The organism is Pseudomonas sp. WC2401, from assembly GCF_041200115.1.
GTDB lineage: Bacteria > Pseudomonadota > Gammaproteobacteria > Pseudomonadales > Pseudomonadaceae > Aquipseudomonas > Aquipseudomonas fragi.
Map to the genome: position 1 here is coordinate 1,875,398 of NZ_CP165623.1, position 14,928 is coordinate 1,890,325.

Sequence of the window (14,928 nt, forward strand, 5' to 3'; positions counted from 1 at the left end):
CTTGTAAGGCGTTAAAGAGAGTTCAGGAACGCCAGCAACGCAGCGCGCTGCTCGGCATTAAAACGTAAAACCTGCTGCCTGGCCGGTTCGGCCTCGCCGCCATGCCACAGCACGGCTTCAAGCAGGTTGCGGGCACGTCCATCGTGCAAAAACTGGGTGTGGCCACTCACCGCCTGGGTCAAACCAATCCCCCACAGCGGTGGCGTGCGCCAGTCGCGGCCGCTGGCGGCGAACTCGGTGCGGTTGTCGGCAAGGCCCGGGCCCATGTCATGCAGCAGCAGGTCGCTGTAGGGGTGGATGACCTGGTTGGCCAGTTCGGGCTCGGCAGCGCTGGCCGATGTCGTGAAAGTCGGTGTGTGACAGGCGCTGCAGCCTGCCTGATAGAACAGGTTTTTACCGGCCAGCACCTGGGGCGCGCCGACATCACGGCGGGCGGGCACAGCCAGGTTGCGGGTGTAGAACTCCACCAGGCGCAGAATATTGTCGCTGACCTCGGGTTCGCCATCCGGGCCATTGCCGTTGGGCGCCTCGAGGCAGGCAGTTTGGGCCTTGGTGCAGTCATCGAAGGGTCTCAGGGAAGTCGTGAGGCCCATATCACCAGAAAAGGCGTGAACATTTTGTTGATTGAGGTTCGGTTGTCCGGCTTTCCAGCCAAAACGGCCCAAAACCGTCTTTTGTTGCGCGTCATCCCACACCCAGTTCGGACGCCCGGCCACGCCGCCAGCGGTTTTGCGCTGGGCATCGGCATTGGCCAGGATCGCCTCGTTGGGGATGGCTTCGAGCAGCCCCAGGCCAATCATCGGCGGCGCGATGCGGGCTGACATGCGGGTATCGGGATGCATCGGGCCATAGCCCAACTGGGTGATTTGCAGCGTGGGCTTGCGCAGCTCGACTTCAGTGCCGTCCTTGAAACGCACGGTCACGGGTTCGTAATCGACTCGCACCTTGCCCTCGGGGACTACACCGGGAACCGACATATCCTGCAACTGGCCGCCATAGACCGGCTCGGGCACGATGCCAGCCTGTTCGATCAGCGTGGCATAAGTCGGGTCGTTGGGGATCGACAGGCGTACCAGCATCGACACCGAATTTTTGGCGCCGGGGGCGGGCGGGTGGCCGCGACCATCCTTGATATGGCAGTTCTGGCAGGCGTTGGTGTTGAACAGCGGGCCCAGGCCGTCACGCGCGGTGGTGGTTGACGGAGCGATGACCCAGGGGCTGCGAAAAAAACTGTTGCCGACACTGAAATCCAGACGCCGGGTGGGCGAAAGGTTGGCTGACGGCATGGAAAAGGCGTTGTGATCGCTTTTACGCACCGTAGTCGCGCCGCCGGAGCGGGCTTCGCCGGGCTCGGGTTTGGTAAAGCGCGGGGCATCATCACAGCCGCCAAGGCCCAGGGCCACTAGCAACAGAGACAGGCGAAGAGGCAACGAAGGCATCAAGCGTCCAGATCAGTGAGCAAAATCGAGGGCGTAAAGTCTAGCAGGGAAGGTGAATTGAAATAAGAGGGATTAGCGTTTGCTGTGACTTGGGGCAGACAAATGGCCCTTCTGCTTTTGATCTGTTTTTTGATTTTGATCTACCAGCCCCATCGGGAGGCCGAGAGGAGGTTCTGCGCAGTGGGTCTCCCGGCATGGATGCCGGGAGAGCCGCGATGGGCCATGGATGGCCCGTGGCGGCGTGCCCACGGAGCGGGACCGGAACGAGGGAACCTGAGCGCAGCGAAGGCCGTACGCCAGGGGCAAGCCTTTTTGGTTACTTTTTCGGCGTTTGGAAAAAGTGACTCGCTGTAAGAGCGAAACCATAATTTCGGTAAGACACAAATGCCGGATATGTACCCCGAACACCCGTTAAAAACCACCCAGTACATATCCATTATATGTGTCACGGCTCTCTACGGGTTCCGCCCTCACTCCGGCACTGTTATGGGGGCACGCCGCTACGGGCCATCCATGGCCCATCGCGGCTGGCGCGGCGTCCTGCCGCAAAAAAAGGCGACCCGAAGGTCGCCTCATTACTCAGTCACTCAGCGCCGCAGATCAAAAATCGTGATCGGCGTTGTCCGGGTTCAGGTCGCTGATGCCCAGCTTGCCGGCGGCTTGCTCGATGGCACCGGTCTGCTTGACCAGCGCTGCAATGGCATCACGTACCACCTGGTTGCCCGCAGCGTTGTCTGCAGCGATCAACTGGTCGTAGTGCTCGCCCTTGTTGGCGCGATCAACCATGACCTGGATCTTGGCTTCGGTGTCAGCCAGGTCGGACTTGAGCGTGGCGTCGGTAGCCGGGTCGATGACCACCACCAGCGACGACAGGCTTGGGCCGGTCATTTTTGTGCCGTCGGCACGTACGTACTCGCCCAGGTATACGTTGCGGATGCCCTTGGCATCGTAGAAGTGCGAGTTGTGGGTGTTGTCGCTGAAGCAGTCCTGCTCGTCTTCAGGCGAGTTGGCTTCCAGGGACACTTTCATGCGCTCGCCGGCCAGTTCGCCCAGCGACAGGCTGCCCATGCCGAACAGCATCTTGCGCAGGCCGTTTTGTACCGGCTCGGCTTCCAGCGTGGCGCGGTAGTTGTCGGCCACGTTCGGTGCCCAGTTGCCGACCATTTCATTGAGGTCGTTAACCAGCAGCTGGGTTACGGCTTTCAGGTAAGCGCGACGGCGATCGTTATGACCACCGGTGGCGCCTTCGCCTTCCAGGTAGTCCGAAGCAGGACGGTTGCCTGCGCCCGGGCCGGTGCCGTTGAGGTCCTGGCCCCACAGGAGGAATTCGATGGCGTGGTAGCCGGTGGCTACGTTGGCTTCGGAACCGCCCAGCTCGTTGAGGCTGGCCAGGGTTTCCGGGGTGATTTCGGTGACGTCGACCTTGTCTTCGCCGACCTGGATCTGGGTGTTGGCAATGATGTTGGCATTGGCACCTGGGTTGCCCAGTGCGCCGGCGTAGTTGGCGTCAACGTAGTCGATCAGGCCTTCGTCCAGCGGCCATGCGTTCACCTGGCCTTCCCAGTCGTCGATGATGGTGTTGCCGAAGCGGAACACTTCGCTCTGCAGGTATGGCACGCGGGCTTCAACCCAGGCGGCGCGAGCGGCCTTGAGGGTGTCGTCGTTCGGTTTGGCCAGGAACGCATCGATAGCGGTCTGCAGTTTTTTGGCGGTGCTTTCGGCATCGCTGTACACGGCATGAACCATGTCGGCGTAATGGGCCACGACAGCCTTGGCAGCAGCTTCGTCGACTTTTGCCGCGGTGACGTCAGTGGCTGGCGTCGCAGTGCTGGTGGCGGCTGCCGGGGTCGGCGCCGCAGCGGTTTTTTCCTTGTCCTTGTCGCCACAGCCGGCGAGTGAGATAGCAATGGCCAGCAGACTGGCGGTAGCCAGGGGCATACGAATCATGGCGAAAATCCTGCTTCGAGAGGTGGGACAAGCGTGCGGCTGCACGCAAAACTGCCACATGATGCGAAAGATATGCATTTTCTGTAAAGGGCTACGGTTGGAAATATTTCTTGTTTACTTGCGCTCTGCACCGGGGCTTTAGTGAATCTCGAAATATGGACTTACAGAATGACTGCCTTGTTACGCTTCGCCTGCTTCAGATAAGCGACCAACTCCCGTGCGCCAAGGGGTTTGCTGTACAGGTAGCCCTGGCCTTCATGGCAGCCTTCGGCAATGACATAGGCTTCCTGTTCGGCGGTTTCGACGCCTTCGGCGATCACCTGCATGCCCAGGCTTTTACCGAGCTGGATGATGGCGCGCACGATGGTGGCGTCGTCACCGTCATCGATCAGGTCCTGGACAAAGCTTTTATCGATCTTGATCTTGTCCAGTGGCAGGCTCTTGAGATAGCTCAAGGATGAGTAGCCGGTGCCGAAGTCATCAATGGCAATCAGCGCACCGGAGCGGCGCAGGCTGAGCAGGTGCTGGGCGGCCGTGCTGATGTCTTGCATCAGGCTGGTTTCGGTGACTTCCAGCTCCAGGCTGCGCGGCGGCAAGCGGTAGCGCTGCAACAGATTGTTGACCACCCGCGGCAGTTCGACGTGGTGCAATTGCACAGTGGACAGGTTGACCGCCATGCGCAGCTCGCTGAAGCCCTGGTCGTGCCATTCGCGCAGTTGGCGGCAGGCCTGGTCCAGTGCCCATTCGCCGATGGCAATGATGCTGCCGTTTTTTTCCGCCAGCGGGATAAACAGATCGGGCGGGACCATGCCGTGCTGCGGGTGCTGCCAGCGCAACAGGGCCTCGACGCCGACTACGCGGTGGTCGCTGTAGCGGATTTGCGGCTGGTAGACCAGGTGCAGCTGGTTGCACAAGAGGGCTTCGCGCAGGTCTTTTTCCAGCTCGCGCATGCGCCGCATCTCGCGGTCGACGCTGGCGATATAAAACTGGTAGCGGCTGCGCGAATAGCTTTTGGCCAGGGTCATGGTCTGCTCTGCCTTTTGCAGCAATTGCTCGGTAGTGTCGCCATCTTCGGGGAACAGGGTGATGCCGATGGTGGCGCGCAGGCGGATGCTTTGCTGATCGAGGCTGAACGGTGATTCGAGGTCATCGAGAATGCTCTGGGCCAGCTCGGCTGCCTCGTAAGGCTGCTCGATATGGGCCTGCACCAGGGCAAACTGATCGCCGCCCAGACGACCAAGCGCACCGAGGCTGCCGCTATGGGCGCGCAAGCGGTCGGCCAGGGCCTGGAGCAACTGGTCGCCGGTTTGATAGCCGAACTGTTCGTTGATGCCCTTGAAGTCGTCCAGGCCCACGCACAGCACGGCGACCCGGCGCTGCAAGCGGCCTGCATCGGTGAGGATCTTGCCCAGTTGCCCCTGCAATTGCTGGCGGTTGGGCAGCCCGGTCAAAAAGTCGTACTGGGCCATGCGCAGCAACGAGCTTTCGGCTTCGTGGCGCAAGCGGTTGTTGCGCTCGATCGAAGCCAGCAACTGATTGGATGTATTGACCCACACCCCCAGTTCGTTGTGCTCATGGCCCTTGAGCAAGGGGATCACATGCTCGCTGGGGCGGTCGGGGTTGATGCTGGTCAGGTGGCCGATGATGTTGGACAGCGGTTTGGTCAACAGCCAGTGATAGACCAGATACAACACCAGCCCCATCAGCAGGGCGCGTAACAGGCCGGAAAACAGCATGACGGCGGAGTCGGTCAACAGGCCCTGGCCGTAAGTGGCAGTATCGAGGGTAATGCTCAGGTCGCCGTAGTACTCGCTGTAGGGCCCCTGGCCCACCAGCGGGATACTGAACGTGTGCACGCGACCCAAAATCATGTCGGTCACCCAGCGGCTTGATGAACTGTGCAATGCCCGGGCTTTTTCGGCGAGGGCCGCTTCGTTGGGGTGGCCGATGGAGGCCTTGCGCACAGCCGGGTCCTGGAACAGGCCTTCGATGACTTGCATGGCCATGTCACGGTCCAGGCTATACAGCGCCTGGGTCGAGGGGTCGCGAAACATGTCGAGGATGCGCCCGGCATCGGTCGTGACGGCCTGTCGGACTTTGTAGGCATCGAACACGATTTGTGCGCAACTCAGCACTCCTCCGACAACCAGTGCCGACAGCAGCACGATCCGGAGCAACTTGAGTGACAAGCTGTTTTTGAACTGCAGCTTCAAAGCGCTATTCCTTGTTTCTCGCCGTTAATGCCTGTTGGGGGGACAAGTATGCAAGCCGTCAGCACACGCTGTTCACGATCGCCACTGTGTCGGTATTCTGACTTCGAACTTGAGGCGCGCAATAAAAAAAACCAACGCTTTCATACTAGCTGGCCCGGATTGTGCGCAAGGATCTTTTGGCACTTTTCACGCGGCCAAAAAAAACCCGGCAATGCCGGGTTTTTTATCTGGAGCTAGGCTTAGGCAGTGAAGGTCTTGCCTTCGAACTGCTCAGCCACGAACTTCCAGTTAACGAGGTTCCAGAACGCTTCTACATACTTCGGACGCACGTTGCGGTAGTCGATGTAGTAAGCGTGTTCCCAAACGTCGCAGGTCAGCAGCGGGGTGTCGCCGCTGGTCAGCGGGTTGCCGGCGCCGATGGTGCTGGCCAGGGCCAGGGAACCGTCAGCTTTCTTCACCAGCCAGCCCCAGCCGGAGCCGAAGGTGCCGATGGAAGTCTTGCTGAATTCTTCCTTGAACTTGTCGAACGAACCGAAGGCCGCGTTGATGGCATCAGCCAGTGCGCCAGTCGGTTGGCCGCCGGCGTTTGGCGCCAGGCAGTTCCAGTAGAAAGTGTGGTTCCAGACCTGAGCGGCGTTGTTGAAGATACCGCCCGAAGAGGTTTTAACGATCTCTTCCAGGGTTTTGCCTTCGAACTCGGTGCCTGGCACCAGGTTGTTCAGGTTCACGACGTAGGTGTTGTGGTGCTTGTCGTGGTGAAACTCCAGGGTTTCTTTGGAGATGTGCGGCTGCAGGGCATCGTGTGCGTACGGCAGCGGCGGCAATTCGAAAGCCATGATGATTCTCCTAATCAGGTCAGTTGCGATGAGCGCAAGGCCGATCACGGGCGGCCAAACACGCGCCGATGAGTTTTTACTCTTTGCGGCGCAGGGTCAGGATCATAGCACCGGGGTGACCGCTTAACCACGCGACAACTGTGTGGGATAGACGTTTCAGCAGGTGCGGGACTCTTTTTTTTAGCTGTGGGAGCGGGCTTTGCGCTCAGCCCGAAACTATCAGCTGCACCGCCACCGCATACATCATCACCGCCACCAGCAAATCGAGGATGCGCCAGGTGTTGGGCCGTGCCAGCCACGGCGCAAGCCAGGCAGCGCCCAGGGCCAGGGTGAAAAACCACATCAGCGAAGCACTGGCCGCGCCCACTACATAGGCGCCGGGCACGCTTTGTTGAGCACCAAGGGAGCCGATCAGCAACACTGTATCGAGATAGACATGGGGGTTGAGCAGGGTCACGGCCAGCGCACTGAGCATCACTGCCTTGAGCGAGCGCGCCGTCTGCCCGGCAGATTGTTCAAGGCTCGACTGGGAAAACGCCCGACGCAGTGCCTGGGTGCCGTACCACAACAAAAACACCGCGCCGCCCCAGCGTGCCACGCTGAGCAATAACGGGTTTTGTGCCAGAAGGGTGGCCAGGCCGAACACCCCGGCGGCCACCAGCAAGGCATCGCTCACCACGCAAAATGCGGCCACGGGCAGGTGGTGTTCACGGCGCAGGCTTTGTGCCAGGACGAAGGCATTCTGGGTGCCGATGGCCATGATCAGGCCGAACGCGACCAACAGGCCATTAAGGTAGCTTTGCCACATAAGGATTACTCGTTGTACTGCAGGCGGGGTTGCTGCTGGCTATTCTCCTGCCCTTGGCTGTATAAGAAAAACCAATATTGCTGATCGCTCATTAGGAAAACTGATGTTCGACTATAAATTACTCTCGGCCCTCGCTGCAGTCGTGGAACAAGCCGGATTTGAGCGGGCGGCGCAGGTGCTTGGGCTGTCACAATCGGCCATCTCCCAGCGCATCAAATTGCTTGAGGCCCGTATCGGCCAGCCGGTGCTGGTGCGCGCCACGCCACCGACCCCGACCGAGATCGGCCGGCGCCTGCTCAACCATGTCCAGCAAGTGCGTTTGCTGGAGCGTGACTTGCAAAGTGCGGTGCCGGCGCTGGACGAAGACGGTTTGCCGGAGCGGTTGCGGATCGCCTTGAATGCCGACAGCCTGGCCACCTGGTGGGCGCAGGCCGTGGGCGATTTTTGTGCCGAGCAACACCTGCTGCTGGATATGGTGGTTGAGGATCAGACCGTTGGCCTCAAACGCATGCGTGCCGGTGAAGTGGCAGCCTGCCTGTGCGCCAGTGAGCGCCCGGTTGCCGGGGCTCGCAGCGTGCTGCTGGGGGCCATGCGATACCGTGCGCTGGCCAGCCCGGCCTTTATTGCGCGGCATTTTCCCCATGGGGTGAGTGCCGTGCAGTTGTCAAAAACGCCGGCCCTGGTGTTCGGCCCGGATGATTTTCTGCAGCACCGCTACCTTGCCGCACTGGGCGTCGAAGAGGGTTTCGAGCACCATTTGTGCCCGTCCTCAGAGGGCTTTATCCGCCTCACCGAGGCCGGCCTGGGATGGGGGCTGGTGCCTGAACTGCAAGTGCGCGAACAATTGGCAAATGGCAGCCTGGTGGAGCTTTTGCCAGATAAACCCATCGACGTGCCACTGTACTGGCATCATTGGCGCAATGGCGGACAACTGCTGGGGCAACTGACCGAACATTTATCGCGTTCGGCAGCCCGCTGGTTAGTGCCTTTGGCCTGATAACCGGCGTTTAAAGAGCAAGCAGCACGAATTACAGCATTTGGAGTGATTGATGAAGATTCTGGTCACCGGCGCAAGCGGCTTTATTGGCGGACGCTTTGCGCGTTTTGCCCTGGAGCAGGGCTTTGACGTACGGGTCAGCGGGCGTCGGGCCGACGGTGTCGAACACCTGGTGCGACGCGGGGCTGAATTTATCCCGGGGGATTTGACCGATGGCTTGCTGGTGCGCGACTTGTGCGTCGATGTCGATGCGGTGGTGCATTGTGCGGGGCATGTGGGCGCTTGGGGGCGTTATCAGGACTTCCACCGTGACAACGTGCTGGTGACCGAAAACGTGGTTGAAGCCTGCCTCAAGCAGCGGGTGCGGCGTCTGGTGCACTTGTCTTCGGCAGCGTTGTACTTCGATGGCCGCGACCACACCGACCTCACCGAGGAGCAGGTGCCCAAGCGCTTCAGGCACCCCTATGCCGCCACTAAAAACCTGGCAGAGCAGAAGGTGTTTGGTGCCCAGGAGTTTGGTCTTGAAGTGATTGCCCTGCGCCCCAGTCTGGTTACCGGGGCAGGGGACATGAGCCTCTTCCCGCGATTGCTCAAGCAGCAGCGCAAGGGCCGGCTGGCCATTGTCGGCAACGGTCTGAACAAGGTCGACTTCACCAGCATGCAAAACCTCAACGAGGCGCTGATGAGCAGCTTGGTGAGCAGCGCTGCGGCGTTGGGCAGGGCCTACAATATAAGCAATGGCACGCCGATACCTTATTGGGATGTGGTCAATTATGTGATGCGCCAAATGAACGTGGCGCAAGTGACCCGTTACCGGGGCTACACCCTGGCCTACTGCCGAGGAGCGCTTAACGAAGCGGCCTGCAAGCTGTGGCCGGGGCAGCCTGAGCCGTCACTCTCGCGTTTGGGCGTGCAGATCATGAACAAAGACTTTACCCTCGACATCGGCCGCGCCCGGCATTACCTCGATTACGATCCCAAGGTGAGTCTGTGGGCCGCGCTTGATGAATTCTGCGGCTGGTGGAAAGCTCAGGAATCCCCTTACCGCTAACCGCTGCCGCCATTTTTAAAGGTTTACGATGCGTAACGATGCCCGCGACGACTTTGACAATGTGCCGACCCTGCGCGCCGATGCCCATGACCATGATGAGCCGCAGGCCAGCCCTGGTGCCCGTGAGCGCACCACGGTGTACTCGCGTAACACACCGGTGATCAAGGTCAAGGGCCCGAGCACCGGGCCTTTGTGGACCTTGATCTGTGCCTTGCTGGTGGCCGTTGGCGGGTTGGCCTGGTGGAGCTTTCAGCAGATTTCGCTGATGGAGCAACAGTTGGTGGCCACCCAGGAGAGTTTTGCCCGTATCAGCGAAGAAGCTGCCGGGCGCCTGCAGGCCATTTCCGGCAAGGTGGTTGCCAGTGAGTCGACGATCAATACCGGCAGCGAAGCCTTGAAGATGCAGATCAAGCAGCTTGAAGAACAGTTGCTTGAGCAGAGCAAGCGCCAGCAAGGGTTGGTGGCGGGGCAGCAGGGGGATCTGGATCAGCGCTTTGAGCAAATCAATGCGGCCATGTTGCTGCAAGTGACGGCGCAGAAAGAAAACCAGGCCAAGCTCGAAACCGAGATCAAGAACCTGAGTACTGAGCTGGCCACGCTCAAGGCGGGGGTCGCCCAGCAGGCCACGGATGTGGCGGCCTTGAAGAAACAGGGCAACCCGAGCGCGGCAGTGGAGCGCCTGGAGCAGGACATGATCGTGCTCAAAAGCGAGCTCGAGAATCGTCCGGCTCCGGCTCAAGGCGCCAATGCGGCCGAGTTTGACGTGTTCCGTGCGCAGATGACGCGCAACATCAACACCCTGCAAAGCCAGATTCAGAACCTGCAAAAGCAGATCAGCGCTCGACCTTGACGGTTTTCCCCTCACCCCAACCCTCTCCCGCAGGGAGAGGGGGCTGATGTCTGGCGTCAGGCAGATCTGCATTTGCCTGTCGGCGGATTTCCGCTTATTCCTGCGCTGAAAGTCAGCGGATTCCCGCTTATCCATCTCCCGCAAGCCATGTAAACCGTGGCCTCAAGCGTTGGCACAAGTCCTGCTATAGCCCTGCAAGCTCGCGTTTTGACGCGCTATAAAAAAACAAATAAAAGAAGGATCCATTCAATGGATAACTCCAGCACCCTGCCTGCCGGGGCCGTGTCTGCGGCGCCTAAAGAAAAGACCACCTCCAGCCGCATCAAATCGATTTTCAGTGGTTCCGTCGGCAATATGGTCGAGTGGTACGACTGGTACGTTTACGCCGCGTTCTCGCTGTATTTCGCCAAGGCCTTTTTCCCCAAGGGCGATACCACCGCACAACTGCTCAATACCGCTGCGATCTTCGCCGTGGGCTTTTTGATGCGCCCCATCGGCGGCTGGCTCATGGGCCTGTACGCTGACCGCAAAGGCCGTAAAGCAGCACTGATGGCCTCGGTATTGCTGATGTGCTTCGGCTCGCTGGTGATCGCGCTATCGCCAGGTTACGAAACCATCGGCGTCTGGGCACCGATCCTGCTGGTCTTCGCCCGCTTGCTGCAAGGCTTGTCGGTGGGCGGTGAATACGGCACTTCGGCCACTTATCTGAGTGAAATGGCGACCAAGGAACGTCGCGGCTTCTTCTCCAGTTTCCAGTACGTGACCTTGATCTCGGGCCAGCTTATCGCCCTGGGCGTGCTGATCGTGCTGCAACAGACCCTCACCGAAGAACAGCTGTACAGCTGGGGCTGGCGCGTACCCTTCGTGATCGGCGCCCTGTGTGCCGTGGTCGCGCTGTATCTGCGTCGTGGCATGGAAGAAACCGAGTCGTTCAAAAAGACCAAGGTCAAGCCTAAAGAAAGCGCCATGCGCACCTTGCTGCGTCATCCCAAGGAGCTGATGACCGTCGTCGGCCTGACGATGGGCGGCACCCTGGCGTTCTACACCTACACCACCTATATGCAGAAGTATCTGGTGAACACGGTGGGCATGAGCATCTCGGACTCCACCACCATTTCGGCCGCTACATTGTTCCTGTTCATGTGCATCCAGCCGCTGGTGGGCGGGCTTTCGGACAAGATCGGCCGTCGTCCGATCCTGATCGCCTTCGGTGTACTGGGGACCCTGTTTACCGTGCCGATCCTCACCACCCTGCACACCATCACCACCTGGTGGGGCGCGTTCTTCCTGATCATGGCCGCACTGATCATCGTCAGCGGCTACACCTCGATCAACGCCGTGGTCAAAGCGGAACTGTTCCCCACGGAAATCCGCGCACTGGGCGTAGGTTTGCCTTACGCACTGACCGTGTCGATTTTTGGTGGTACGGCTGAATATATCGCGCTGTGGTTCAAGAGCGCAGGTATGGAAACCGGTTACTACTGGTACGTTACGGCTTGTATTGCCTGCTCGCTGGCGGTGTACGCAACCATGAAAGACACCCGCAAGCACTCGCGCATCGAGACTGACTGACGGCCCACCCAGTGGTGTGGGAGCGGGCTTGCTCGCGATTGAATCGCTGCGCTGCAACTGAAACACCACAGCGTCTGCATCGCGAGCAAGCCCGCTCCCACAGGGGTTAGCCGATGCTGCTACCCGACAGGCTGGCCGATTGGCCGGCCTGTTTGTTTTTCAGATACGTCGCCCCGCCAATCATGACCACCAATATCCCCGCCAGCACCAGCGATGAGCCGATGGTGCCGAAGTCCAGCCCGCCCTTGTCCAGGGGTTTGGTCAGGAAGTCGCCCAGGGTTGCGCCGAACGGGCGCGTGAGCACGAATGCGACCCAGAACAACACCACCGGCGAGATTTTGCTGAAGTAGCGCGCCAGCACCACCACCCCGATAGTCGCCCCGATAAACAGCGCGCCACCCGCAAAACCCAGCCCCGAATCATCCGCCAGGTAGTCACCCAGGGCAGTGCCCAGAGTGTTGGAAAACAGAATCGCCATCCAGTAGAACATCTCGCCGCGTCGGCTCTGCACCTGGTTGACGTTGAGTGACTCGCCGCTCCATTTCCACAGCGCGAATATCGCCACCAGTATCGACACCAGAATCAGCGAGCCCGTGGCATAACCCAGGCCGAGGGTGCGGTCCATAAAGTCAGACAGGGTGGTGCCGGCGGTGCTGGTGGAGAGAATCACCAGCCAATACAGCACGGGGTTGTAGGTTTTGGAGGACAGCTGAGTCAGCAAGGTCAGCACAAACACGCTGATAAGCAGCATTGAGCTGACGGCATAGCCGACATTGAGGGTCATCGACAGCAAGTCGCCCGCGGTTTCGCCCAGGGTCGTGGCGCAGATTTTCATCACCCAAAACGCAAGGGTAATTTGAGGAAGTTTGTTCATTCGGTCGAGGCTCCAGTGTTTATGGGGGCAAAGCCGTTTTTGGGATCGGCTTTTTTGCCCGCGGAAGACTGGTGCTCGGGGGGTGAAAAATAGGTAATGGACAGATGAAAAGCCTGTCTGTGAATACGATTTTTCCCAATTAATTGTCAGTTAATACTGTTAGCCCACTATCAATCTCAGCAACGTCTGTGGGCCGGCTGAAGTGCTCAGCCACCCTGCGCAACGATGGACAGCCTGTACGACCTGTTTTTGTGTGGGCCTATACATCGAATTAACTGATTTATTTGTGCTGTTTTTTGCGCTTTTTAATCAAATTAATCGGCGTAGTCTTAAGCCCATAGCCACTCAACATCCCAAACACGAAACAAGGAACTTGATCATGAAAACCAAACTTATCCTCGCTGCTGCCTTCTCTGTCCTGGCCTTCAATGCTGTTGCCGCCGACGGTTTCGATAAAACCCATTCGTCGAGCTTTGCTGAAGATGGCTACAGCCGCACAGGTTCTGCTGCCGTGGCTGCCGACGGTTACGACCGCACAAATTCCGCGACTTTCGCAGAAGACGGCTACGACAAAACCGGTTCCGCCACCTTTGCAGAAGACGGTTTCAGCCGTACCAAATCGGATAGCTTCGCCGCTGACGGTTACGATCGCACCGAAGGCGCCCGGTTCAGCTAACCGCTGAAACAGGCACTCCAGCCCGGCCTTGGCCGGGCTTAGTTGTTTTTGGGGGGGAGGAAATGGCGTTCTACTTGTAGCAGCTGCCGAAGGAGCGAGGCTGCGTTCGGCGGCGAAGCCGTCGCAAAATCAGACAATGGGGTGCGCCAGTTAAAACCGGTACTCAGGATTTACGACGACTACGTCCCCGAACGCAGCCTCGTTCCTTCGGCAGCTGCTACGAAAGCCTCGCAATTCGCCATGGAAGCTTTTGTAATCAACCCAAATGCCTTGCACTATATGGGCCCTCTATCTCAGCCGTTTGCGGACTCTTCCCATGTATGACGATATCCATTTCTATGAACCATCCCAGGGCCACGGCCTGCCCCATGATCCGTTCAATGCCATCGTCGGTCCGCGCCCCATCGGCTGGATTTCGTCACAGGACGCCCAGGGCCGCTTGAACCTTGCGCCCTACAGCTTTTTCAACGCATTCAACTACATCCCGCCGATCATCGGGTTTTGCAGTGTAGGCCGCAAAGACAGCCTCAATAACATCGAACAAACCGGCGAGTTCGTCTGGAACCTCGCCACCCGGCCGCTGGCCGAGGCCATGAACCAAAGCTGTGCCATGGTCGCGCCCGAGGTCAATGAGTTCGAGCTGGCCGGGCTGACCACCGTACCGTCACGGGTGATCAGTGTGCCGCGGGTGGCCGAAACGCCGGTGTCGTTTGAATGCAAGGTCACCCAGATCATCCAGCTGCAACGGGCAGACCAGGAGCTGGTGCCAAGCTGGCTGATTCTGGGGGAGGTGGTGGCGGTGCATATTGCCAGGCACCTGCTCAAGGACGGAATTTACGATACCGCCGCCGCCGAGCCGATCTTGCGCGGCGGCGGCCCGGCGGATTACTTCCAGCTGGGCCCCGAAGCATTGTTCAAGATGCATCGCCCACGCTGATTACCACACCAGCTCGGCGTCCTCGGTGACGCCTTGCAGGGCTTCAAGTTGCTCGGCTGCAGCGGCATCGGCGGCGGTCGCAGTCTTGAAGGTCTGCTCGATGAGAATTTTGTGAAAGCGCGGGGTTCCACCTTCGTACAAGGCTTTGACCGCAATTGCTGCGTGATAAACACCCGGTTCTACCGGGACTACAGCGGATACCGCTTCAAACTGTGCAAATTCCTTACGCGCCATGCGCCAACTCCCGGCAGTGAAAAACCGCCATTCTACCTCTTCGGCCCGCCTGCATCGCTGAAGGTCTGAAAATCGAGGCTGTCCACCACCTGCTGGTGTACCAGGGTGCCGTAGATATCCATCAGTGCTGAGTTGAAGTAGGCCAGCATCGAGGGTTCATCCTGCCAGTAGCCTGCCACCTGCCACAGCAGCGGATCGTTATCGCAATGCTGCAAGGCAAAGTGCAGGCAGCCGGGGGTTTGCAGGCTCGGTTCGATCAGTTGGCTCAGGCAGGCCTCGACCTGGGCCGAGCACCCGGCGCGGGCGCGAACCACGGTCATATGACTGACGGCATTGGGCTGGGGCATGCTGGCCTCCACAAAGGAAAGTGGTGTTGGGGGGAGGTTCAAAGCTTAAGGGGCGTAGCAACTGACCGTTAGTCGATTCCTGCCCGAGGCTTGCACGATCCTGCAAACCCCCGCCTGCCAGCCGCCCGCCCGGATAATCGGGCAAAC

The 14,928-nt window shown here is 59.5% G+C and carries 14 protein-coding genes; 6 read left to right on the forward strand and 8 right to left on the reverse strand.

All coding sequences use genetic code 11. The features are described 5' to 3' along the window. Positions 1-11 precede the first annotated feature (11 nt). The 5 genes from AB3G35_RS08555 to AB3G35_RS08575 all read right to left on the reverse strand — a co-directional run bounded on the left by AB3G35_RS08555 (position 12) and on the right by AB3G35_RS08575 (position 7,243). Entirely contained in the window at positions 12-1,439 is a 1,428-nt protein-coding gene (locus AB3G35_RS08555; RefSeq protein WP_369782511.1) for a di-heme oxidoredictase family protein, read from the reverse strand. 600 nt (positions 1,440-2,039) lie between these two features. Further along, on the reverse strand, positions 2,040-3,386 hold the full coding sequence (locus AB3G35_RS08560) for an imelysin family protein (protein WP_016779805.1): 1,347 nt from the start codon (positions 3,384-3,386) through the stop codon (positions 2,040-2,042). Between the two features lie 161 nt (positions 3,387-3,547). After that, positions 3,548-5,599, reverse strand: a complete 2,052-nt coding sequence (locus AB3G35_RS08565; protein WP_369782513.1) for a putative bifunctional diguanylate cyclase/phosphodiesterase — start codon at positions 5,597-5,599, stop codon at positions 3,548-3,550. Positions 5,600-5,838: 239 nt separating this feature from the next. Then, positions 5,839-6,435, reverse strand: a complete 597-nt coding sequence (locus tag AB3G35_RS08570; RefSeq protein WP_016779807.1) for a superoxide dismutase — start codon at positions 6,433-6,435, stop codon at positions 5,839-5,841. Between the two features lie 205 nt (positions 6,436-6,640). After that, positions 6,641-7,243 carry a LysE/ArgO family amino acid transporter gene (locus AB3G35_RS08575; RefSeq protein WP_016779809.1) on the reverse strand — a complete coding sequence of 201 codons (603 nt, stop codon included), beginning with the start codon at positions 7,241-7,243 and terminating at the stop codon, positions 6,641-6,643. A 103-nt stretch (positions 7,244-7,346) separates the two neighbouring features. On the opposite strand from AB3G35_RS08575, the gene AB3G35_RS08580 reads away from it, so the two are divergent. The 4 genes from AB3G35_RS08580 to AB3G35_RS08595 all read left to right on the forward strand — a co-directional run bounded on the left by AB3G35_RS08580 (position 7,347) and on the right by AB3G35_RS08595 (position 11,713). Then, positions 7,347-8,240: a LysR family transcriptional regulator ArgP gene (locus AB3G35_RS08580; RefSeq protein ID WP_016779810.1), complete on the forward strand. Its 894-nt coding sequence runs from the start codon at positions 7,347-7,349 to the stop codon at positions 8,238-8,240. A 52-nt stretch (positions 8,241-8,292) separates the two neighbouring features. Continuing rightward, complete coding sequence (locus AB3G35_RS08585; RefSeq protein WP_369782514.1) at positions 8,293-9,291, forward strand: NAD-dependent epimerase/dehydratase family protein; 999 nt, start codon at positions 8,293-8,295, stop codon at positions 9,289-9,291. 28 nt (positions 9,292-9,319) lie between these two features. Then, positions 9,320-10,141, forward strand: a complete 822-nt coding sequence (locus AB3G35_RS08590) for an ATPase (RefSeq protein WP_169910681.1) — start codon at positions 9,320-9,322, stop codon at positions 10,139-10,141. A 249-nt stretch (positions 10,142-10,390) separates the two neighbouring features. Next, on the forward strand, positions 10,391-11,713 hold the full coding sequence (locus AB3G35_RS08595) for an MFS transporter (protein WP_016779813.1): 1,323 nt from the start codon (positions 10,391-10,393) through the stop codon (positions 11,711-11,713). Positions 11,714-11,819: 106 nt separating this feature from the next. Here the strand turns inward: AB3G35_RS08595 and AB3G35_RS08600 are convergent, their stop codons facing one another. Next, a complete protein-coding gene (locus tag AB3G35_RS08600; protein WP_106117489.1) occupies positions 11,820-12,587 on the reverse strand; it encodes a hypothetical protein in 768 nt (255 codons plus the stop codon). A gap of 379 nt (positions 12,588-12,966) precedes the next feature. Here AB3G35_RS08600 and AB3G35_RS08605 point away from each other — a divergent pair, with 379 nt between their 5' ends. Both AB3G35_RS08605 and AB3G35_RS08610 read left to right on the forward strand, forming a co-directional pair. After that, complete coding sequence (locus tag AB3G35_RS08605) at positions 12,967-13,263, forward strand: hypothetical protein (RefSeq protein WP_169910675.1); 297 nt, start codon at positions 12,967-12,969, stop codon at positions 13,261-13,263. A gap of 316 nt (positions 13,264-13,579) precedes the next feature. Continuing rightward, positions 13,580-14,200, forward strand: a complete 621-nt coding sequence (locus AB3G35_RS08610; RefSeq protein ID WP_086796004.1) for a flavin reductase family protein — start codon at positions 13,580-13,582, stop codon at positions 14,198-14,200. Here the strand turns inward: AB3G35_RS08610 and AB3G35_RS08615 are convergent, their stop codons facing one another. Further along, complete coding sequence (locus tag AB3G35_RS08615; RefSeq protein WP_016779817.1) at positions 14,201-14,434, reverse strand: hypothetical protein; 234 nt, start codon at positions 14,432-14,434, stop codon at positions 14,201-14,203. A gap of 32 nt (positions 14,435-14,466) precedes the next feature. After that, positions 14,467-14,781, reverse strand: coding sequence for a putative quinol monooxygenase (locus AB3G35_RS08620; protein WP_369782515.1), 315 nt, complete (start codon positions 14,779-14,781; stop codon positions 14,467-14,469). Positions 14,782-14,928: the final 147 nt, after the last annotated feature.

Excerpts from the sequence above, each read along its gene's own strand:
- AB3G35_RS08555 (WP_369782511.1), bottom strand. The coding sequence starts at position 1,439 with ATGCCTTCGTTGCCTCTTCGCCTGTCTCTGTTGCTAGTGGCCCTGGGC.
- AB3G35_RS08560 (WP_016779805.1), bottom strand. The coding sequence starts at position 3,386 with ATGATTCGTATGCCCCTGGCTACCGCCAGTCTGCTGGCCATTGCTATC.
- AB3G35_RS08570 (WP_016779807.1), bottom strand. The coding sequence starts at position 6,435 with ATGGCTTTCGAATTGCCGCCGCTGCCGTACGCACACGATGCCCTGCAG.
- AB3G35_RS08575 (WP_016779809.1), bottom strand. The coding sequence starts at position 7,243 with ATGTGGCAAAGCTACCTTAATGGCCTGTTGGTCGCGTTCGGCCTGATC.
- AB3G35_RS08580 (WP_016779810.1), top strand. The coding sequence starts at position 7,347 with ATGTTCGACTATAAATTACTCTCGGCCCTCGCTGCAGTCGTGGAACAA.
- AB3G35_RS08585 (WP_369782514.1), top strand. The coding sequence starts at position 8,293 with ATGAAGATTCTGGTCACCGGCGCAAGCGGCTTTATTGGCGGACGCTTT.
- AB3G35_RS08590 (WP_169910681.1), top strand. The coding sequence starts at position 9,320 with ATGCGTAACGATGCCCGCGACGACTTTGACAATGTGCCGACCCTGCGC.
- AB3G35_RS08595 (WP_016779813.1), top strand. The coding sequence starts at position 10,391 with ATGGATAACTCCAGCACCCTGCCTGCCGGGGCCGTGTCTGCGGCGCCT.
- AB3G35_RS08600 (WP_106117489.1), bottom strand. The coding sequence starts at position 12,587 with ATGAACAAACTTCCTCAAATTACCCTTGCGTTTTGGGTGATGAAAATC.
- AB3G35_RS08605 (WP_169910675.1), top strand. The coding sequence starts at position 12,967 with ATGAAAACCAAACTTATCCTCGCTGCTGCCTTCTCTGTCCTGGCCTTC.
- AB3G35_RS08610 (WP_086796004.1), top strand. The coding sequence starts at position 13,580 with ATGTATGACGATATCCATTTCTATGAACCATCCCAGGGCCACGGCCTG.
- AB3G35_RS08615 (WP_016779817.1), bottom strand. The coding sequence starts at position 14,434 with ATGGCGCGTAAGGAATTTGCACAGTTTGAAGCGGTATCCGCTGTAGTC.
- AB3G35_RS08620 (WP_369782515.1), bottom strand. The coding sequence starts at position 14,781 with ATGCCCCAGCCCAATGCCGTCAGTCATATGACCGTGGTTCGCGCCCGC.